Source organism: Streptococcus sp. 2021WUSS109 (genome assembly GCF_044427305.1).
GTDB classification, from domain to species: Bacteria; Bacillota; Bacilli; order Lactobacillales; family Streptococcaceae; genus Streptococcus; species Streptococcus suis.
The window spans coordinates 59215-76919 of the sequence record NZ_JAOTGF010000011.1 but is presented as its reverse complement, the minus strand read 5'-3'; the positions used below and the strand labels follow the sequence as shown (position 1 = coordinate 76919).

The window sequence follows — 17705 nt, the reverse complement described above, 5'->3', positions numbered from 1 at the left end:
TTGGAATCATAAACCCGAGAAAAAGTTCGATATACTTCAAACATTTATACCATTTTTGATGGTGTTGGCTTTTCTTATCGTACCATGAAATTTGATTATCAAGTCTAGAATTTAGATATTCATCTTGTTCCATGTTTCCTCCTATCCCCTATAAATATCCACCACTTCACCAATGGTTCGGAAATCGGTGTCTGCTGTGATTGGGATGTTGTCATAATCTGGGTTAAGGCTGTGAAGATAGGCACCTTGGTCTGTGATGCGGAGTTGTTTGATGTAGGCGTCGCCGTTATAGGCAAATACTCCGATGTCGCCGTCAGATAGGTCTACGGATAGTTTGACGAATATATAATCGCCTGAGTGGTATTCTGGTTCCATGGAGTCTCCGTAGATAGGGACAACGAAGTCGGCGTCCACTTCAATAGGTAATTCGATTGTTTCGACTTTTACGTCATTCAGATATTGACCTGTGCCAGCGGAAGCGGGTTGGTCGTAATAGTTGTAGGTGTGGTAGACTGCGTGAGGTTCGTTTACTGTATTTTGTTTATCTAGAAGCGTATTTCCGTACCGTATCCAGCTTTTGTGATTGTTGGAATGTAAATCCCTATCCAACCTTAAAACGTCGTCAGAAACGGTTTGAGGGGTGGTAGAAGGGATTGTGGATTTTTCTTCAATCAAATCCGATTTGTTAATCCCAAAATAATTTGCAAGTAATTCGATTTTATCGATTCTGGGATAGGTTTTAGCGTTTATCCAATCAGAAACGGTCATATATTTCAAATCTAAATCAGAACAGAGTTGGTTTCTATCAACCCCTTTTTTGTCCATATAGTATTTTAGATTATTTGACATAACCTCTTTATTTCCTAATGACATAAGGTTATCCTCGCTTTCTTAGGATAATTTTACGATTTTTCCGTGATAAAATCAAGAAAAAACAAAAAAATCACGGAAAAAACAAAAAAAGTTGTTGACAACACGGAAAAACCGTGATAAACTATAATCAAGGTCAGGGAAATGACCGAATAAAAAGCCCATAAGGGCGGAAAGGAGGACAAATGAAACAAAAGACGGAAGAATTAGAAGAACGAATCAATCATTTTCACAGCGTCTATTGTTACATGTTAAAAAATCATAAAACATACTATTTGGAAAAAGATTGGTTTGATGATATTCAGGAATTAACCATTGGCGATGTTTGGGATGAGATATTGACTTCTCGGAATAAACTTATTTCTAAGGAAAGGTCGTTTATTAAAAATATTTTGCAACGATTGCGCCGACTACTCCACCGATTACAAGGTTGATAACCCAAATGACTATCTGTCCGATAGCGGTTGATTGTAAAGTAGACCATATGCCTAAAAGGTTAGTGCCTCGTACTTTCCAATCAGGGATGTCTGTCTTGAGCTTTTCATCAATAATCAAGGTAATGAAGGTCGAGAACAAATTAACCTTGCTTGATGTGGACATACTAAGTTCGTTGTATTTTGCATTATCGAAAGCATCAGCTTCGTCTTTGCCAGATAAAAAACGTTTTGGTTTAAGATCATTTCGTTCAATTAATTTTTCGATGTGAGGATTTCCGATATATCCTCCTCCGAACTGTAATTTGAATAAATAGGCTAAGTCAACTTTTTTCTCATCGTCAATGATTTTTGGTGTCCCTCCAAGGACTCGAAAACGATGTTCAAGAGCATGGAATCCGAAGACTGTGTCTCTCATATTCCAATGTACCCAAAATTTTTCACTCTTTTTGTCCACAAAATCATAGAAATCTTTTAGAAGTTGAGTTTCTATATCTTTATAGGTTTCTTCTGTAATAGGTAAATTGAGAATTTCAGCGTATTGATGAATCGAAAAATTATTGGTTTGTGCATTGTTAAATTGACGAACTGCTATTGAAGCAATTTTAGGACTACGTCCTCCTAAGTTATAGAAACTTTCACAAGAATAGTGAATAATTAAGTACCGCTCGGGGTTTTCTTCAATTGCTTTGAAAGTTTTCTGTGCTTTCTTGTAATCAGAATATCTGGACATTACTTTCTCCAATCATTTTTTACAAATATTATACCAAATTTAGAAAGGGGTGAGGGGTATTGCAATGGACACTAAAAATGTTGCGTGCCAGGGATAATCTTACGCAAAAACAAGCTGGTCAGCTGGTAGGTGTTACTGCTGACACATGGGCAAATTGGGAAAATCAAAAAACATTTCCAGATGTCCAAAAAATTATTGAAATAGAAAAAGCGTTCAATGTCAATTATGATGACATTAAATTTTTAGGCTCAATCACGGTTTAAACGTGATGACACAAAACCAACCAAACTAGAGAGGAAAAACAAAAATGAAACCACTTGGATCAAGACGTGATGTTATGTTCGAAAAAATGAGCGAACAAGAGCGACAAGAATGGCTTGCTATCGAAAAAAAATGGCAAACAGAACATGAAGAAATTAATCTTCGTCTTCGTAAAACTCAGCAGGATTTCAGAGAAAGTGTAATGGATTTTTTCACTGGCGTCCTGAATGAAGCAGATAAAAAAGACCCTGCAACTATCAAAGCGGTCGCAGAGTTGATTGAAACGGTGAAACCTCTAGAAAAATTTAGCTAGTTGGTTTCTGAAGAACACTGACACGAACAACGTGGCGTAGATCGATGAGGTCGTAGTAGTAGTTCCCATCGTTATCGTGCATACGTTGGCGTCGTAACTCAATGAGATTGCTGTCGTAAACATCGTAATCACTATCTAAGTTATCTTGGCCATATACTTCGCTAGTTCCATCAGCAAAGAAAACAGTGACTTCGTTGTACCTATGCAACATCTCAATGATGTAACGTTTCATATAATCACCTCCTTTCAGCTTTATTATAGCACAAGGAGAGGGGTAACCATTTTAGAAAAGAGGAAGCTATGAGCGAAAATACTGAATTGTTCTTAGGTATTCCAGAATTGACGGAATTATTTGAAAAGCGTCATAGAATGAATAACCTAGAAGTTAAAATGCCTTATTGGGTATTAAAAAACCTACTCAATCGAGCAGGTTATCTTCCAAAGGATGAGGCAATAACAATTGTACCTCATCTAGCAAAGACCGAGATTTTTAATGAGTTCGTTAAACCGACAGGAACTCAAAAACAAATCCTTATGTGTCTAGTGAGTGACTTTCCAAGAACTTTAGAGCAGTCACTTTCTGAATGTCGTCACATTCCAGAGAAGCAAAGCCCTGTTCGTAGGAAAAGACGACCGTATCGCCGTCACTAAAGTTTACTTCAGTGGTGATATAAGTACCGTTAGCAGTGTGAAACAAAAGTGCTTTGGAATCGCCACTCGATAAACTGTTAAGAAATGGTTCTAAATCAGACTTAGTCATGAAATCACCTCCTTTCGGCTTTATTATAGCACAGGAGGTAACAAAAAAAGCCCCTTGACAAAGTCAGGAGCTTACCAAAATATCTAACAAAATTATAACACAGAAAGGGATGAATTGCTATGACCAAAGCTGAAACGGTCAGAAAATATTTTATTGACAACCCAAATGCGACGGTAGATGATGCAGTCGAAAACTTAGCGTCTGCTGGATTGGATAAACGTAGTATCAATATCAATTTGAAGCGTGATATTGAACGTGGAAATGCCATAGCCAATATAGACGGTACATTTGATTACTCTTTGTTAACGGATGCGAAAATGAAGGCAGCAGACCTATTGGCCTGGAAACAGGAAATCAGGCAAGCTTTAGTTGAGCAGTTGCTGGATGCTAACAAGGTTGAAACTGACAGCAATCAGATCCGTTTGAATGCTAAGGTCATCAATCAACTGCTTTCTGAAATTTAACAAGGAGGAAAATACTATGCCAAAAGCTGAATTAGTTTACAGACCAGCTAAGCAGTCTGAAAAGGCAGAAGCTGGTGACTATGCACACCTTTGTCAGAGATGGGAAGGTTTGACCGTCGGAACGGCTAAAGTTTGGGCAGCGGAAATGCGAGAGCATCCGGACTTCAGACAATACATTGAAAATCCAACTCACAGAATTGTCTTTATTAACTACGAAGGTTTTCGATTGTTTATCAAGTGGAAAAGTCGCAATCGATTCAGACCGAAAAAAGAAACGCTGGCAGAAATGCTTGAAAATATCAAACGAGAAAAACAGTTAGGAGCGTAGAATGACAGAATCTATTTTTACAGCCATAGGAGCATGTGCAGTATTTGCCATTCCGTGCGTAGTGGTTGCAGCGATTGATTACAGGAATGCGGAAAAGCAACGTAAGGAACGTGAAGCGGAATTACTTAGAGAGCAACTGACAGCTCTGGCTTGTGAACGTGCAGTTGAAGCAGATAGACAAGCCTGGAAGAACCGTGTTAAACAGTCACTTGCAAGCTGGGAACCAATCAAATTTACTGATGAGGTACCAACTCGGACGCCTAGAAAGTGGGGCAGACATGCTTAGTAAGTTGTTTAGAACAAATCAAGTTGACAGCTATGGCATTGACCTACCAACTAAGACAATTGATCGACTTGAGCGTGAAAATGCCATTCTTCGTGGCATGGTAAATGATCTTGATAAAGAAAATTGCGAATACAGAAGAGTCAATCAACAGTTGGTTGATGAAAATGCACGTCTACAACGTATCGCAGAAAAAGAAGAAATTTTAGGAGGTGCCTATGGTTAGAAATAAAATGTCAAATCTAGCCGATACCTTATTCGCTCAATTGGAATCTTTGGATGATAGGGAACTCTCAGAAAATGAGCTGAAAATCGAAATCGAACGGTCCAAAGCCATGGTTTCCGTTGCTGGTCAAATAGTGTCGATTGGCAAATTGGCTATTGAAGCTGAAAAATTAAAACAGGAAGCTGGTGTTGAACATGCCCCAATCGCTTTGCTGGAAGGATGAATATACTGTTTATATGCATGAGATTTGTCCTGGCCGATTAACACCAGAAGTTACCGAAATGTTAAATGCAAAGTTCGGAACCAGTTATACAAAGTCACAAATTGCAGGTGTCAGAAAACGGCTAGGATTGCCAGTCGGAAAAGTGTTTCAAGGGAAGCTACTGACTTACGAGCAGCATCAATATTTCTTGAAGAATCATCAAGGAAAGATGGCTCATATCTTCGCCGAGGAAATGAATAAGAAATTCGGTCTAACCCTAACTGGCCAACAAATTAAAAGTTACCGTAATAATAATAATTTATACAGTGGGTTGACAGGTCACTTTGAAAAAGGACATTTTCCGCACAACAAGGGTAAGAAGTATCCTAATATGCCACCAAACAGCGGTCAATTTCAAAAAGGGAACAAGCCTCCAAACTGGGTACCTGTTGGAACGATTCGATATACCACAGACGGTTATCCGAAGCGCAAAATCGCAGAACCCAATGTTTGGGAATATTGCCAACGTGCTGAATGGGAAAAACACAATGGACCAATTCCAAGCGGTCATTCTGTTGTGTTTTTGAATGGTGACAAGACCAACTGGGATATTTCAAATCTGGCTTGTTTATCTAAGAATGAAGTTGCGAGGATGAACCAAGATGGTTTATTCGCGTCCGATGCAGACTTAACAAAAGTTGGTATTGGTTATACGAAGCTAAAAAATAAAATTATTGAGGTGAGAAGAAATGGCTAATATTTATGAACTAACTGGAATCTTTAAGCAGATTGCAGAAATGGAAGGTATTGATGAAGAAACCAAACTGGATACGCTTGAGTCTATTGACTGGACGGAACAATTTGAAGAAAAGGTTGAAAACACCGTCAAGGTCATCAAGAACAAAGAAGCAGATGTGGATCAACTCAAAGAAGAAATCGACCGCTTAACCAAACGAAAAAAATCTATTGAAAATGACATCACACGACTCAAAACAGGGCTACAAGGTGCATTTGAAATCACTGGACATGAAAAAGTTAAGACTTTGCTATTTACCGTGAGCTTGGCCAACAATCAACCATCTGTGGTTGTAGATGAAGATCTGCTGCCTAAGAAATATTTTATTCAAACATTGAAACCTGACAAGACAGCTATCAAAGAGTCACTGAAAGCTGGTAAGAAGGTCAAGGGTGCAGTGTTGAAAGAAAGTAGAAGTTTGAGGATTAGATGATGGAATTGATGAATAAAACTAGGATTACAGAATCCTTAGCAGTTGTTATCGGCCCACAGTCGGTAGATGTATTGACGACGGAAGGTTTTCAATTTGATGTCGCAATTCGATTTGTAAAAATTGATGAAACAAATCTGGACCAAGGGAATGAGCAACCGGTATTTACTCCAGAATATAAATTGGTGACTGTGGCTAAGTACAAGGATAAACCGATCTTCGAGGACGAAGATGATCTTAAGAATTTTGAAAAACAATCCAAAGAAATAAGAACCCTATTTGCATTTGCGAAAGCGAATAAACAAAATTGGTTCAATACTGCATTATTTGAAGGTGTGTTGACAGAGAAGGTTGGTGTTTGATGAAAATACTTGCGATTGACCCATCAAGCAACCGAATTGAGACATCCACAACAGGAATAGTCTTGCTAGATAATGCAGGTCTAGTGAGCTATTGGATCGTTCCGTTCGGTGCCAGGAATTTTAGCAAGTGGTTTCGTGAAGTTGGTCGTGACCTGGAATACGATGTTGCCATTGTAGAAGAATACCAGGTACGTGACAATGATTATTCTCGAGATAACTCAGTCGCTGAGACCGTGGAAGCTGTTCAAGCGTGCTTTCCCAACGTGGAACTCGTTCGCAACGCTGGCTATGTGTCAGATATTCCTGATCAGTTACTTAGGATGCTTGGTCTTTGGACTTTTGACAAATCACATCATCAGGATGTGAGGGCTGCTGCTCGTTTGGCATTATTCTGGGCACAGAGAAAAGACATCGAGGAGGTTATTCAAGACATTGGAAATCGAATTACGCAAATGGCAAGCTGAGGCCGTGAAACGGAGTGACCGCGATTGTCCTGGTATTTTTCTGGAAGGTCTTGGCGGTCGTGGGAAAACTATCTGTGCCTTTGAGATTGCCAAGCACAAGGGTGCCAAGAAGGTCTTGGTTCTGAACAATCGGCTGTCAATCCTGAATGGCTGGATTGACACTCACAACAAACTCTACTTACAAGACTTCCAGCTGGAAGCTATGACAGACAAGCGAATGCAGAATATCGTAGCAAGCGGCGATGTCCTGGAGTTTGATGTCTTAATCGTTGACGAGTGGCAGAATATGTCCAGCGAGGCTAACTATAAAGCTTACAAAAAAATCCGACGTGGATACTCAATAGGGCTGTCCGCAACGCCAATCAGGAAAAAAGGTCAAAACTTCTATCCGCTAGAAAAAACAATCTTTGGCCAGGCGGAGCCAAACAATAAATTTGATTGGCAGAAACAGCACGGCAAGATGAAGTATGACCGTTTCAGTTACTCAAAGGAAAAGTGGGAAGACTTCCGTGACTATGAAAGTTATGTGTCAGGGTTGCCGAATTTCTTCCGTTGGGAAGAGATTGAGGAGATCGAGGGAGCAGAGGAGAACAATGGATTTGAAGTCATCTTTGAGCCAATGTGGTGCCTGCCAGCAAATCCAGAAGAACTTGACCAACTGCGACGGTTGAACATTGTCGGAAAGAATGGTAAGTATGCCATGGCCAAGCAATCATTTGGTCGCAAGACTTTCGAACGGTATTTGACTCAGACAGGATTTGAAGTTGATTTTCCGAAGCTTAAAGCGGTCAATGCAGATACCCCAATGTTACTTCAATTAGACCTCCTCTTGGCCAAACAGTCAGAAATGTTAATTGTCAGCAAGTCCAAGCAAATCGTTGAGGTTATCTATGAACGGCACCCTGAAATCGGTATTTGGACTGGCGATAAGAAAGAAGGGCATGATAGGACCAACATGGTCGCTACTAGCCAAGTATTAGGAGTTGGGGTCGATGGGCTCCAGCACCGATTTAAAACAATTGTAGTTCTGGATCCGTCCCAGCCTAGTGACGGAGATTATGACGACTATCGGCAACTTCTTTGGCGGATTACTGGTAGCCGTCAGCAGCACGACGTTAGGGTCGTAGAATTTTATTTTTAAAAAAATAAAAGGAGCAAAAAAATGAAAATTTCAAACAAGTTAATCGTATTGCGTGAGAAAGAAAAGGGCTATTTTATGTCAGAAATCAAAAATAATCCCCATTCACTTGCAACGAAAGCAGGTTTTGTAGAAGAAATCCGTGGTGCCCTATCACTTCCATACAAGCATTATTTGAAACAAAAATCCGAAATTAAAGCTCTAGCGAAAATTCATGATTGTGAAATCATCTTGGTAGATGCTGAGTATACACTTACTTATCCTAATGGAGAAGAGGTTTCTAAAATTATTCCCAAAGAATCAAATTTATTTGATGATTTGATGGAAGCAATCAAACAATTTTAAGGAGAATACATGACAGTAAAAGAATCACCAATATTTGCAACCCTGTGCAGTATTCAGACAGAGCTGGTTGCACCGAAAGGACAGTACAATTCTTTCGGAAAATATAACTATCGTAGTGCAGAGGATATTTTGGAGGCACTAAAGCCTTTACTCAAAAAGCATGATGCCTCCCTGGTATTAAATGACGATATCGAACAGATTGGGGACCGCTACTATGTTCGTGCTACAGTAACATTATTTGCATGTGGCAGTTCAATCAGTGCCCAAGCGTCAGCAAGGGAAGAAGATACAAAGAAAGGCATGGATGGCAGTCAGATTACAGGAACCGCATCCAGTTACGCTCGAAAATATGCTCTTAACGGGTTGTTTGCCATTGATGATAACAAGGACCCTGATACGGACGAATATGCGAACCAAACTGGTAAGCAAGCACAAGCTCAGAAATCAGCGCAAAGTAAGCCTGCATCAAATCCAAAACAGAATCAGAAAGCATCTGGCAGTGTTAAGTACATCACAGGAGCCCAAGCGAAGAAGCTACGTGAAGACATCAAGAATATTGCGGAGGCTTCAGGCGGTCCGGTTAATACGGTTGGCGTATGGTTCATTGGCCAACTTGGTGTGGATAAAATCGAAAGTATTCCAGCTGACCGTTTGAAAGAAGCACAGGATCTGATTGTAAAAACTAAGATAGCGAAAGGGATTGAATGATGATAATTGAAACTTTGAAAGAATTTGGAATGGCTGTACTTTGGTTATTCCTTGGCTATCTGCTCGGTGAGCGTAACAAGAAAGGAAGCGAGTAATGGGATATACAGAACTCGGACGAAAACGTCCAATTGTAATTCAAGGTGATATCTATGACGAAATCTTGATTTACAAACATAAAGGTGAAGTTTGGGGCGTGTGTTATAAAGGCGGTGAGATTGATGTCGTTTATAATTACACGAAAAAAGATTACTATTGGTCGAGAATCTTTGAAATGACATTGAAAGAAATCGTTAAGAAAATCATTCAGCCATTAAAAAGAAATGGGCCGGGAAGTTTTACAATGATTGATTACGAATTGGTGAGAAAGGCCTTGAAGGTGGAAAAATTATGATTAACAATGTAGTACTAGTGGGTCGCATGACTCGTGATGCAGAACTTCGCTATACTCCGTCTAACCAGGCTGTTGCGACTTTTACTCTAGCAGTTAACCGCAATTTTAAAAATCAAAACGGTGAGCGTGAAGCGGACTTTATCAACGTAGTCATTTGGCGTCAGCAGGCTGAGAATTTAGCTAACTGGGCTAAAAAAGGTGCTTTGGTTGGAATCACAGGTCGCATTCAGACTCGTAGCTATGATAACCAACAAGGGCAACGTGTCTACGTTACTGAGGTAGTTGCAGAAAGTTTCCAACTCTTGGAAAGCCGTGGACAACAGTCGAATTCTCAAGATGGATCATTTGGAAATTCAAGTCCTATGGATATCCAAGACGAAGATTTGCCGTTCTAGGAGGTGCTAGATGGGGATGAAGAAAGCGGCTTTGGCTTATCAAAAAAAGGGCTTTTCGGTCATTCCTATAAGCCCTTCTAACAAGCAACCAATGATAAAATTTGCTGATAAACCAGCAATGACCGCACAGGAAATTGAAGATTTTTGGAGTCAGTATCCGGATAGTAATATTGCTGTCCGGACTGACAAATTCTTTGTAATTGATATCGATCTGCACGGCAAACATAATGGATACGAGAGTCTGGCCAACTGGGAACATCTCAACTTGATTACCCCGACACTGCAGGCGAAGACTGCCAGCGGTGGCAAGCATATCTTTTACTTTAAGCATCCAGATGTTTCCATGACGCAGATGATTGGATTCCTACCTGGTGTCGATGTCAAAGCACATCCAAATAACTATGTTTTGGTCGCTCCGTCAAAAACACCAAAAGGGGAATATGCCTGGGACTTGGAAAAGTCAAAAGAAGGCGGGACCATGGTCACTGCCAGTCGAGCGCTAGTCATGGCCATTAAGCAGGAGTATCTAAAAAAGAACAACCGAAGCGAACTTGATGACATTTATTATCAAATCCGGAATGGTGTTGGTAAACGAAATCGGACCACGGAGGTCTTTGAAATGATTGTCGGAGGGTTTGGTGAGGAAGGTAGTCGAAACGATACGGCAGCCAAGTTTGCTGGGACATTATTGGCCAGAAGTGTTGACCCAAACTGTGTTTTGGAATTGGCACGGATTGCGAATAATAATTCTGCTGATCCACTAAGCGATAGAGAGCTTAGTCGGACGGTAGATAGTATGATACAAAAACACATGAGGGGAGGTGGCAGTGATTGGTGATGTAGTAAATATCTCAGTCAAACAATTTACCAGGACGAAGAAAAAGGTCCTGGACGAAAACGGAGAAAAAGTTGAAATTGATGCCATTGTCTCAGACAGTCCTCGAAATGTGCTGTTGGCCATGAAGAGTGATAACAAGCTCAATGATTTCCTCCGGCACAATGAATTTACTGGTGAGCATGAAATTGTGGCCGATGTCAAATTGGATGCTATCATCATGAGGAAAGGTCAGCTGCCCTCCGCATTTGAATCCTATCTCAGCGTTTACCTGGAAAATCATTTCAAGGTTGTGTTCAAGACCAGGGCTTTGCAAGATGGTATTGAGGCATTCTTTGCTGAAAAGACCTATAATCCTGTCCAGGAATACATGGAACATGCCTATGATAGTTGGGACCATAAGGAACGCTTGAACCAAGTCTTCCAGACCTGGCTTGGCGCTGAAGACAGTATCTATGTTCAGAAAATCGCAGAAATGTTCTTTGTAGGGGCTGTGTCCAAGGTCTTCAATCCCTGGGTCAAGTTCGACTACACTCTTGACCTGGTCGGTGGCCAGGGTGCCGGTAAGACAACATTTCTGCAAAAGATTGCAGTTGACTGGTACACGGATTCAGCTAAGGATTTCATGGATAAGGATAACTACGAGATTATGCTAAAATCCCTGATCGTCAATGACGACGAGATGGTGGCCAGCAGGAAGACAACCTTTGATGAACTCAAGGCTTTTGTGACCAAGACCGATTTGACATTCCGTAGGTCCTATGGTCGTCGTGCTGAAAAGTTTCCCAAGAACTTTGTTATTGCTCGGACCAGCAATAAGGTCGAGTATCTGGGCGACAAGACTGGTGAGCGACGTTTCCTGCCAGTCTTAGTGGATGCATCTAACCAATTCGTCAAGCCATTCGACATGACGGACAATGATGTCCTGCAGTTGTGGGGTGAGGCAGTTGCAATTTACAAAAAAGGCTTCACGTTGACCTTTGATGAAGACTTCGAAGACGAGCTGGCAGTCTATAAGGAACGCTTTACGTATCGCGATGAGGCAGAAAATCAAATCTATGATTATTTGGATATGCTAGTTCCGGAAGAATGGGATAGCATGTCTGTAGTTCAACAGCATCAGTACACATGGGCTTATTTCAACAATGGTGTATATCGGAATGATGCCGGCTTTATCTACGAAGGTATTAAGCCGCAAGAAAGTGTGTCATCAAAGCAGATCCTGAAGAATGTTTTTGACATCGATGTCGCCAAAGGAGATAAATTAGCTCGGAAGATTAAGCTGATTATGGACAACAATCAGGATTGGGAATACAAACAAAAAAGAGTCAATGGAAAAATGACTCGAGGATACTTCAGAAAAAATATTCAATAAATTTTGATGGTACACTTTCAGAAAATGATGGTACAAAACACGTCGACTGTACCATCATGTACCATCACTGTACCATCAATGATGGTACACCTCTTGAAGCCTTGTTCATCAAGGGTTTAGGACAGTTTTTGCATGCTGTTATTTTATAGCGTGATGGTACACCCCTAAACCATTGGTAGTATTGGGTTTGTAGGCTGTTTATATACCTCAGTACCATCAATTTTATAAATATTTAAGTTAATAAATATAGCAAGTGCTATAAAGCCCTGTATAATAGGATTCTTGATTTTTATAATAAATGTTTTTGAAAAAGTGATGGTACATATGGTACATATTGATTTTATACAAAAAATGAATAAAAAGGAGTAAAAATGGCAAAAAATAAACCCTCTGTTGGTGATATTGTTCTGATTAAAGGACGAATCACTGGATTTGATGATTCAGACGAAATTTTAGATACTGCAATTGCGACATCAGAAAATGAATTCTATATCAATTCAGAAGATATTCACTCTGTTATTGAAAGAAATATGACTGATCCAGTCAAAAAGCCGTCGCATTACCAAGGCCGGTTCGGACTTGAAGCTGTGGATGTCATCAAAAATTTTGCAGCAAGCCCTGAGTATGAAGAGGGATTTTATTGGGGGAATGCCATCAAGTACATGTTACGTTGGCACGGCAAGAATGGACTGGAAGACTTGAAGAAGGCTCGTCAAAATCTTGACTGGCTGATTGAAACTTTGGAGAAAAAATAATGGTTGAACTAACTAGAAGACAAGCTGAGTTTGTTGAAATTATGAGGAAATCGATTCTTGATCCAGAAATACAGGAATTGACAAATAATCAAAACCTGCTAAATGCAGCTCTATTACTAGGATACGTAGTGAAGGAGGAAGTGGTACATGACTTGGACAGTAACAGTATTATTTGATCACATGTTAGTTGATGAAACGCATTACTTCGAAAATGAAGCTGATGCTTTGAAATGTAAAGAAGGCCTGGAAGCTAGGTATCGAGGTCAGCGGTTGTACAGCGTTAGGATGGAGGAAGTTGAGTGAAAGAAATGGATCCATTGGTTTTGGTGACTCTGTGTCTGGTCATTGCTTTATTTGCAGCAGTGACAGAAGTAAAAGTATTGCGTGAACAAGTGAAAAGACTGGAAGAACGTGAAATGGTTATTATCCATAAAGTCGATAATGCGGGCGTGACTATGGTCGGAAAAGTCACAAGGAAGGACATTGTTGACGGTAGGTACTATGTAGAAATCGGTGCCTACGGCAAATTCTTAGTCACAAAGGGTCAGTTTGAAACAATCAAAATCGGTGATGATATTCCGGATTACCTACAAGGAAGGGGTAGCTAGAAAATGAAACCTATAAGATATCCATACTCAGGAAAGACTAAGATTGTCAGAAAAGAAATGCCAAGGTTTATCATGCTGAGTTATACAGCTTTTGATAGTAGTTTGGTTGATCGCATTGACACAATGGTTCAAACAGGAATAAGTGAAACTCTAATTACTTTCAAAATTCCTAGGTTCTTCTCATACGAAGAAAAACAAATCAGAGTGCCGTTACCGCTAATTAAAGTTGTAAAGATCCTTAATCAGTACTAAAAAAAGCCAAGGCACTCTCTGCTCTGGCTGTGGTTTAACGCTATCAATATTATACCACAAAGGAGACCGAGAGTGAACAAGGCTAAAGAGTTACTTGATGAACTACAAAATTTGGATGAAGAGATACAGAATCGAATTGATGAGCTTGCTAATCTTGAAGCTAGTTTACTTTCTAGTCCTAAAATGAACGTGAATAAGGTTCAAGGTGGTCAGAAAATTCAATTAGATGAACGTTACATTGATATTTTTAGCATGCAAGATTCCTTGAAAGAGTATATGAAGGATGCTACTGAAGAAGCTATCAAACGCAGAATTGAATTGAGTAGGCTGATTGATAAAATGCCAAAACCTGCAAGTCGAACAATTCTAAGGATGGTGTATATTCAGAAAGCTAGCGTATATGATATGATTGAGTTTTTACAATGCAGCAAGACTACTTTCTACAAAAAGAAAAAAGATGCAATCCGTGAACTAGGTGCTGTGATTGACAAAAGTGAACTAAAGTGAACTAGTCTGTAGCGCACTGGTCAAACAATCGTGCTATTATTATATCATCAAGAAATTGAGAGGTGCTGTAATTATGCGGTGCCTCTTTTGTTTGAGGTAACGATGAGAGCAGACAAGAGCGGAACGCATAGAGTAGCTTTTGAAAAGAATAAGAAGAGAATACTTAAGACTGCAACACATTGTGGAATATGTGGTCAGTTAGTTGATAAGAAATTAAAATATCCAAATCCAATGTGTGCAGTAATCGATCATGTGGTTCCGTTGGCAAAAGGCGGTCATCCATCATTGATTGAAAATCTGCAGTTGGCTCACATGTCTTGCAATAGAATTAAATCTGATAAGTTATTCGCAGATAATTCTAAAGCAGAACCAAAAACAGTGGGAAATAGAAATCTTCCTCAGAGTCAAGATTGGTCAAAGTTTATCTGTGCAAAATCTGAAGGGGGGTAGAACCCCACCAATTCGTTCGGCCGGACTTCACGCCGTCACTGTACATTTTTTTTCGCGTTAGGATTAAGTGGTATAGGAGTTATCAAAAATGATAAAAAAATCATGTGCTTTTTGTGGACGAAGCTTCACGGCAGAATCAAAACGGGTTAAATATTGCAGTGATAAATGCCGTAAGGACGGGGCTAGAGACAAACAGCGTAAATTGATGAAACAAAAACGTGCTGACCTCAAAAAGCAAAAATCTAAAAAAGATAATCCTAACAACCAACCAGCCAAAAAACGTAAAAAAAAGAAAAATTTGCTGAAATACTATCAAGATTTTAAAACCAAGATTTTGGCCAATGAAGCTGAGTTTGGTTTTACTAGTCGGACCATTGTCGAAGGTGTGGAAGTCCACGAACCAGACTTTGAAGAGCAAGTGATCAATAAAATTAAGGAGCAATCAAAATGAGTTACAAAGGAATGAGTTATCTCCGGAAGAAGTTAGCTCTATATCAATTAGGAGTTAAGAAACGTTATAGGTTCTATGCTATGGCAGACAGAGACGATACCAAAAGTTTTATCATCCCTGACAACGTCAAAAGCATGTATAACTCGGTTATGGGATGGACGGCCCACAGTGTGGATGCCTTGGCTGACAGAATCATTTTCCGTGAGTTTGCAAATGATGATTTTGAAGCAACCGAAATCTTTGAAGCTAACAATCCAGATATCTTTTTTGACACGGCTATTCAATCAGCCTTGATTGCATCTTGTTGTTTTGTGTACTTGGTCCCAAATCCTGATGGTTTGCCTAAAATGCAGGTCATTGAAGCCAGTAAGGCAACTGGTGTCATTGACACCACAACATTTTTGCTAACTGAGGGATATGCAATCCTAGAAGCGGACGAAAACGACAACCCGGTATTAGAGGCATATTTTACCAAAGATGTGACATGGTATTACCCTAAAGGTGCAAATCCATACAGTATCTCCAATCCGACCGGTCAACCTTTACTAGTGCCAATTATTCACAGACCTGATGCGGTCCGTCCCTTTGGTCGCAGTCGAATTACTAGGGCAGGCATGTACAATCAGTTGGCAGCTAAGCGAACCCTGGAGCGTGCAGAAGTGACAGCAGAGTTTTACTCGTTCCCTCAAAAATATGTTTTGGGAACTAGTCAAGATGCTGACCCGATGGAGAAGTGGAAAACGACAGTGTCGAGTCTCCTTGAAATTACAAAGGACGACGACGGAGATAGTCCTAATGTCGGTCAGTTTAACACTGCTAGCATGGCACCATTTATTGATCAGTTGCGAATGTATGCATCATTATTTGCCGGTGGAAGCGGTCTGACCATGGATGACCTTGGTTTTCCATCAGATAACCCATCATCGGTCGAAGCTATAAAGGCAGCGCATGAGAATTTGAGAGCTGCAGGTCGAAAAGCCCAACGCTCAATCGCATCTGGTCTGTTAAATGTAGCCTATGTGGCCGTTTGTTTACGGGATAGATACCAGTACACTAGAGAGCAGTTTCTCAATACAAAAATCAAGTGGGAACCACTCTTTGAGGCGGATGCCAATATGTTGACCTTAATTGGCGATGGTGCTATCAAACTTAATCAAGCCTTACCTGGCTATATCAACGCCGAAACCATTCGTGATTTGACCGGGATTGAAGGAGATATGTCAGCCACTCCAAAGGTAGCGGAGGTGCTAGCAAATGAATGATGATATCCTACCTAGCTTGCTGAAAGAGGTTCAGGATAAGTTTGAGGTTGCTTATGGAAAAAGTGACATCATTAGCTCTGCTTTTGCCAAACTTAAAAATAAAAAGGCAACCTATGCCACAGCAAATGATTTTGCCATAGAGCTTGGTGACATACTCGCAGAAGCTCTTGGTTCGTCCGTTACGGGCGATAAGTTGCCAGATGGAAAAATGTATTACAATATCGGTCAACGTTTACTGAATGACGTGCTAGGTAAAAATTTTGAGCTTGTGAGTAACTTTTCTGGCGAGGTACAGAAAAATCTTAATGAGCAAGCTAATATTGGTCTTAAAGTTCAAACTCCTGAACTTAATCAGGATAGGATTGATGGTATTGTTAATCGTTTAGATTCTGAGGATAAGTTTGAAGATGTCAAGTGGTTGCTTGGTGAACCGATTGTCAACTTTACGCAGTCAATTGTTGACGACAGTATCAAAGTTAATGCTGAGTTTCATGAAAAAGCTGGTTTAAGACCGAAGATAGTTAGAACATCTGTCAGTAAGTGCTGCAAGTGGTGTCAGAGCCTAGCCCGAAGTTATGATTATCCAAACGTTCCACATGATGTTTATCGTCGTCATCAAAATTGTAGATGTACTGTTAATTACAAACCTGGTGATGGAAGAAGACAAAATATCTGGACTAAAAAGGTTGTAAAACCTGTTGATAGTGCTATAATTGAGGTAAGGAAAAGCCTTAATTTAAAACCTGTTTATGATACCAGTCGTTACGCTCACAATATAGACGGAACCGTTAAAGTTAGCCGTACAGTTGAAAGACGAATACCGAATGATGTAAAACCATTTGAAGTGATTGATGTTATCAATACTAAAGGTGTTTCTAGTCGGACCTATATTGATGAATACGGTCGCCGTGGCATGCGTATTGATACCTCTGACCATGGACAACCTAAATATCATCCAATGGGTGCTCATAAACACATCATTGAATACGACGAAAATGGGAACTATTTAAGTGATGGAAAGCCGACTGTATTATCTCAAAAGGATAGAAAGGAGAGCAGGGATATATTATGACAAAAGAAGAAATTAAACAATACCTGGATGCAGATCTTGAATTTTATTATAATGGCCAAGGAGCTTGCTTTTTACCGAGTATTTGTGTAGTAGGTTATGACAACAAAGGACAACAGTTTGACAGCATTGACAAAGCAATGGACGCTAAGGTTTTCGATGGAAAAAGTTTAGTGGATATTTGGGACGAAGTATTGCCACAAGTATCTTAATAAATAATACTCAGCACCGTAGAGGT

31 protein-coding genes are annotated in these 17705 nt (G+C 40.0%); 28 read left to right on the top strand and 3 right to left on the bottom strand.

Translation table 11 applies throughout. From position 1 onward, the window contains the following. Positions 1–141 precede the first annotated feature (141 nt). Positions 142–873, bottom strand: a complete 732-nt coding sequence (locus ODU37_RS06060) for an XRE family transcriptional regulator (protein ID WP_249562200.1) — start codon at positions 871–873, stop codon at positions 142–144. Positions 874–1251: 378 nt separating this feature from the next. After that, the gene (locus ODU37_RS06055; RefSeq protein WP_249562199.1) at positions 1252–2037 is read right to left on the bottom strand and encodes a hypothetical protein; all 786 of its coding nucleotides are present in this window, start codon (positions 2035–2037) and stop codon (positions 1252–1254) included. A 59-nt stretch (positions 2038–2096) separates the two neighbouring features. On the opposite strand from ODU37_RS06055, the gene ODU37_RS06050 reads away from it, so the two are divergent. Together ODU37_RS06050 and ODU37_RS06045 are read left to right on the top strand one after the other, a co-directional pair. After that, positions 2097–2300 carry a helix-turn-helix transcriptional regulator gene (locus ODU37_RS06050; protein ID WP_249562198.1) on the top strand — a complete coding sequence of 68 codons (204 nt, stop codon included), beginning with the start codon at positions 2097–2099 and terminating at the stop codon, positions 2298–2300. Positions 2301–2344: 44 nt separating this feature from the next. Beyond that, positions 2345–2611, top strand: coding sequence for a hypothetical protein (locus tag ODU37_RS06045; RefSeq protein ID WP_044669118.1), 267 nt, complete (start codon positions 2345–2347; stop codon positions 2609–2611). Here ODU37_RS06045 and ODU37_RS06040 read toward each other — a convergent pair. Next, complete coding sequence (locus ODU37_RS06040; protein WP_105154140.1) at positions 2604–2843, bottom strand: hypothetical protein; 240 nt, start codon at positions 2841–2843, stop codon at positions 2604–2606. The genes ODU37_RS06045 and ODU37_RS06040 overlap by 8 nt on opposite strands. 68 nt (positions 2844–2911) lie before the next feature. Between ODU37_RS06040 and ODU37_RS06035 the strand changes: the two genes are divergently transcribed. The 26 genes from ODU37_RS06035 to ODU37_RS05910 all read left to right on the top strand — a co-directional run bounded on the left by ODU37_RS06035 (position 2912) and on the right by ODU37_RS05910 (position 17679). Continuing rightward, positions 2912–3262, top strand: a complete 351-nt coding sequence (locus ODU37_RS06035) for a hypothetical protein (RefSeq protein WP_044669123.1) — start codon at positions 2912–2914, stop codon at positions 3260–3262. Positions 3263–3490: 228 nt separating this feature from the next. Beyond that, positions 3491–3835 carry a hypothetical protein gene (locus ODU37_RS06030; protein ID WP_044669126.1) on the top strand — a complete coding sequence of 115 codons (345 nt, stop codon included), beginning with the start codon at positions 3491–3493 and terminating at the stop codon, positions 3833–3835. Between the two features lie 16 nt (positions 3836–3851). Beyond that, on the top strand, positions 3852–4163 hold the full coding sequence (locus ODU37_RS06025) for an excisionase (RefSeq protein ID WP_074393857.1): 312 nt from the start codon (positions 3852–3854) through the stop codon (positions 4161–4163). Position 4164: 1 nt separating this feature from the next. Continuing rightward, positions 4165–4449, top strand: coding sequence for a hypothetical protein (locus ODU37_RS06020; protein ID WP_105183346.1), 285 nt, complete (start codon positions 4165–4167; stop codon positions 4447–4449). Beyond that, entirely contained in the window at positions 4442–4672 is a 231-nt protein-coding gene (locus ODU37_RS06015) for a hypothetical protein (protein WP_074389453.1), read from the top strand. The genes ODU37_RS06020 and ODU37_RS06015 overlap by 8 nt, the downstream gene beginning before the upstream one ends. Further along, a complete protein-coding gene (locus ODU37_RS06010; RefSeq protein WP_249562197.1) occupies positions 4665–4895 on the top strand; it encodes a hypothetical protein in 231 nt (76 codons plus the stop codon). Before ODU37_RS06015 ends, ODU37_RS06010 begins: the two co-directional genes overlap by 8 nt. Beyond that, on the top strand, positions 4867–5631 hold the full coding sequence (locus ODU37_RS06005) for an HNH endonuclease signature motif containing protein (protein WP_249562196.1): 765 nt from the start codon (positions 4867–4869) through the stop codon (positions 5629–5631). The genes ODU37_RS06010 and ODU37_RS06005 overlap by 29 nt, the downstream gene beginning before the upstream one ends. Next, positions 5624–6103: a siphovirus Gp157 family protein gene (locus tag ODU37_RS06000; RefSeq protein ID WP_105183349.1), complete on the top strand. Its 480-nt coding sequence runs from the start codon at positions 5624–5626 to the stop codon at positions 6101–6103. Before ODU37_RS06005 ends, ODU37_RS06000 begins: the two co-directional genes overlap by 8 nt. Further along, entirely contained in the window at positions 6100–6462 is a 363-nt protein-coding gene (locus ODU37_RS05995; RefSeq protein ID WP_238144830.1) for a hypothetical protein, read from the top strand. Before ODU37_RS06000 ends, ODU37_RS05995 begins: the two co-directional genes overlap by 4 nt. Next, complete coding sequence (locus tag ODU37_RS05990) at positions 6462–6926, top strand: hypothetical protein (protein WP_105183350.1); 465 nt, start codon at positions 6462–6464, stop codon at positions 6924–6926. The genes ODU37_RS05995 and ODU37_RS05990 overlap by 1 nt, the downstream gene beginning before the upstream one ends. Next, on the top strand, positions 6895–8067 hold the full coding sequence (locus ODU37_RS05985; RefSeq protein ID WP_105183351.1) for a DEAD/DEAH box helicase family protein: 1173 nt from the start codon (positions 6895–6897) through the stop codon (positions 8065–8067). Before ODU37_RS05990 ends, ODU37_RS05985 begins: the two co-directional genes overlap by 32 nt. 21 nt (positions 8068–8088) lie before the next feature. Beyond that, positions 8089–8409, top strand: a complete 321-nt coding sequence (locus tag ODU37_RS05980; RefSeq protein WP_249562195.1) for a hypothetical protein — start codon at positions 8089–8091, stop codon at positions 8407–8409. A 9-nt stretch (positions 8410–8418) separates the two neighbouring features. After that, a complete protein-coding gene (locus ODU37_RS05975; protein ID WP_105183353.1) occupies positions 8419–9117 on the top strand; it encodes an ERF family protein in 699 nt (232 codons plus the stop codon). A 94-nt stretch (positions 9118–9211) separates the two neighbouring features. Further along, a complete protein-coding gene (locus tag ODU37_RS05970) occupies positions 9212–9508 on the top strand; it encodes a hypothetical protein (RefSeq protein WP_249562194.1) in 297 nt (98 codons plus the stop codon). Beyond that, complete coding sequence (gene ssb / locus ODU37_RS05965) at positions 9505–9903, top strand: single-stranded DNA-binding protein (protein WP_238709287.1); 399 nt, start codon at positions 9505–9507, stop codon at positions 9901–9903. Before ODU37_RS05970 ends, ssb begins: the two co-directional genes overlap by 4 nt. Before the next feature lie 10 nt (positions 9904–9913). Then, positions 9914–10741 (top strand): bifunctional DNA primase/polymerase, encoded by an 828-nt coding sequence (locus tag ODU37_RS05960; protein WP_249562193.1) that lies wholly within the window; start codon positions 9914–9916, stop codon positions 10739–10741. Next, positions 10725–12113, top strand: coding sequence for a virulence-associated E family protein (locus ODU37_RS05955; protein WP_249562192.1), 1389 nt, complete (start codon positions 10725–10727; stop codon positions 12111–12113). Before ODU37_RS05960 ends, ODU37_RS05955 begins: the two co-directional genes overlap by 17 nt. Positions 12114–12643: 530 nt before the next feature. Further along, positions 12644–12868, top strand: a complete 225-nt coding sequence (locus ODU37_RS05950) for a DUF3310 domain-containing protein (protein WP_105183125.1) — start codon at positions 12644–12646, stop codon at positions 12866–12868. Beyond that, a complete protein-coding gene (locus ODU37_RS05945) occupies positions 12868–13044 on the top strand; it encodes a hypothetical protein (protein WP_162841340.1) in 177 nt (58 codons plus the stop codon). Before ODU37_RS05950 ends, ODU37_RS05945 begins: the two co-directional genes overlap by 1 nt. 132 nt (positions 13045–13176) lie before the next feature. Next, a complete protein-coding gene (locus ODU37_RS05940; RefSeq protein WP_105183124.1) occupies positions 13177–13476 on the top strand; it encodes a DUF1372 family protein in 300 nt (99 codons plus the stop codon). 324 nt (positions 13477–13800) lie between these two features. Further along, complete coding sequence (locus ODU37_RS05935) at positions 13801–14235, top strand: DUF1492 domain-containing protein (RefSeq protein ID WP_023371145.1); 435 nt, start codon at positions 13801–13803, stop codon at positions 14233–14235. Positions 14236–14337: 102 nt separating this feature from the next. Then, the gene (locus tag ODU37_RS05930) at positions 14338–14685 is read left to right on the top strand and encodes an HNH endonuclease (protein ID WP_105183122.1); all 348 of its coding nucleotides are present in this window, start codon (positions 14338–14340) and stop codon (positions 14683–14685) included. A gap of 88 nt (positions 14686–14773) precedes the next feature. Then, positions 14774–15136 (top strand): hypothetical protein, encoded by a 363-nt coding sequence (locus ODU37_RS05925; RefSeq protein WP_228475492.1) that lies wholly within the window; start codon positions 14774–14776, stop codon positions 15134–15136. Further along, on the top strand, positions 15133–16398 hold the full coding sequence (locus ODU37_RS05920) for a phage portal protein (RefSeq protein ID WP_105183121.1): 1266 nt from the start codon (positions 15133–15135) through the stop codon (positions 16396–16398). Before ODU37_RS05925 ends, ODU37_RS05920 begins: the two co-directional genes overlap by 4 nt. Beyond that, positions 16391–17470, top strand: coding sequence for a hypothetical protein (locus ODU37_RS05915; protein ID WP_105183120.1), 1080 nt, complete (start codon positions 16391–16393; stop codon positions 17468–17470). Before ODU37_RS05920 ends, ODU37_RS05915 begins: the two co-directional genes overlap by 8 nt. Next, the gene (locus ODU37_RS05910; protein WP_044770765.1) at positions 17467–17679 is read left to right on the top strand and encodes a hypothetical protein; all 213 of its coding nucleotides are present in this window, start codon (positions 17467–17469) and stop codon (positions 17677–17679) included. The genes ODU37_RS05915 and ODU37_RS05910 overlap by 4 nt, the downstream gene beginning before the upstream one ends. The last annotated feature ends 26 nt before the right edge of the window (positions 17680–17705 follow it).

Coding starts and splice junctions, on each gene's coding strand:
- ODU37_RS05960 (WP_249562193.1), top strand. CDS start 9,914: ATGGGGATGAAGAAAGCGGCTTTGGCTTATCAAAAAAAGGGCTTTTCG.
- ODU37_RS05970 (WP_249562194.1), top strand. CDS start 9,212: ATGGGATATACAGAACTCGGACGAAAACGTCCAATTGTAATTCAAGGT.
- ODU37_RS05920 (WP_105183121.1), top strand. CDS start 15,133: ATGAGTTACAAAGGAATGAGTTATCTCCGGAAGAAGTTAGCTCTATAT.
- ODU37_RS06055 (WP_249562199.1), bottom strand. CDS start 2,037: ATGTCCAGATATTCTGATTACAAGAAAGCACAGAAAACTTTCAAAGCA.
- ssb (WP_238709287.1), top strand. CDS start 9,505: ATGATTAACAATGTAGTACTAGTGGGTCGCATGACTCGTGATGCAGAA.
- ODU37_RS05990 (WP_105183350.1), top strand. CDS start 6,462: ATGAAAATACTTGCGATTGACCCATCAAGCAACCGAATTGAGACATCC.
- ODU37_RS06035 (WP_044669123.1), top strand. CDS start 2,912: ATGAGCGAAAATACTGAATTGTTCTTAGGTATTCCAGAATTGACGGAA.
- ODU37_RS05980 (WP_249562195.1), top strand. CDS start 8,089: ATGAAAATTTCAAACAAGTTAATCGTATTGCGTGAGAAAGAAAAGGGC.
- ODU37_RS06015 (WP_074389453.1), top strand. CDS start 4,442: ATGCTTAGTAAGTTGTTTAGAACAAATCAAGTTGACAGCTATGGCATT.
- ODU37_RS06005 (WP_249562196.1), top strand. CDS start 4,867: ATGCCCCAATCGCTTTGCTGGAAGGATGAATATACTGTTTATATGCAT.
- ODU37_RS06045 (WP_044669118.1), top strand. CDS start 2,345: ATGAAACCACTTGGATCAAGACGTGATGTTATGTTCGAAAAAATGAGC.
- ODU37_RS06030 (WP_044669126.1), top strand. CDS start 3,491: ATGACCAAAGCTGAAACGGTCAGAAAATATTTTATTGACAACCCAAAT.
- ODU37_RS05910 (WP_044770765.1), top strand. CDS start 17,467: ATGACAAAAGAAGAAATTAAACAATACCTGGATGCAGATCTTGAATTT.
- ODU37_RS06020 (WP_105183346.1), top strand. CDS start 4,165: ATGACAGAATCTATTTTTACAGCCATAGGAGCATGTGCAGTATTTGCC.
- ODU37_RS05930 (WP_105183122.1), top strand. CDS start 14,338: ATGAGAGCAGACAAGAGCGGAACGCATAGAGTAGCTTTTGAAAAGAAT.
- ODU37_RS06010 (WP_249562197.1), top strand. CDS start 4,665: ATGGTTAGAAATAAAATGTCAAATCTAGCCGATACCTTATTCGCTCAA.
- ODU37_RS05925 (WP_228475492.1), top strand. CDS start 14,774: ATGATAAAAAAATCATGTGCTTTTTGTGGACGAAGCTTCACGGCAGAA.
- ODU37_RS06025 (WP_074393857.1), top strand. CDS start 3,852: ATGCCAAAAGCTGAATTAGTTTACAGACCAGCTAAGCAGTCTGAAAAG.
- ODU37_RS05950 (WP_105183125.1), top strand. CDS start 12,644: ATGACTGATCCAGTCAAAAAGCCGTCGCATTACCAAGGCCGGTTCGGA.
- ODU37_RS06000 (WP_105183349.1), top strand. CDS start 5,624: ATGGCTAATATTTATGAACTAACTGGAATCTTTAAGCAGATTGCAGAA.
- ODU37_RS05915 (WP_105183120.1), top strand. CDS start 16,391: ATGAATGATGATATCCTACCTAGCTTGCTGAAAGAGGTTCAGGATAAG.
- ODU37_RS05975 (WP_105183353.1), top strand. CDS start 8,419: ATGACAGTAAAAGAATCACCAATATTTGCAACCCTGTGCAGTATTCAG.
- ODU37_RS05995 (WP_238144830.1), top strand. CDS start 6,100: ATGATGGAATTGATGAATAAAACTAGGATTACAGAATCCTTAGCAGTT.
- ODU37_RS06060 (WP_249562200.1), bottom strand. CDS start 873: ATGTCATTAGGAAATAAAGAGGTTATGTCAAATAATCTAAAATACTAT.
- ODU37_RS06040 (WP_105154140.1), bottom strand. CDS start 2,843: ATGAAACGTTACATCATTGAGATGTTGCATAGGTACAACGAAGTCACT.
- ODU37_RS05945 (WP_162841340.1), top strand. CDS start 12,868: ATGGTTGAACTAACTAGAAGACAAGCTGAGTTTGTTGAAATTATGAGG.
- ODU37_RS05940 (WP_105183124.1), top strand. CDS start 13,177: ATGGATCCATTGGTTTTGGTGACTCTGTGTCTGGTCATTGCTTTATTT.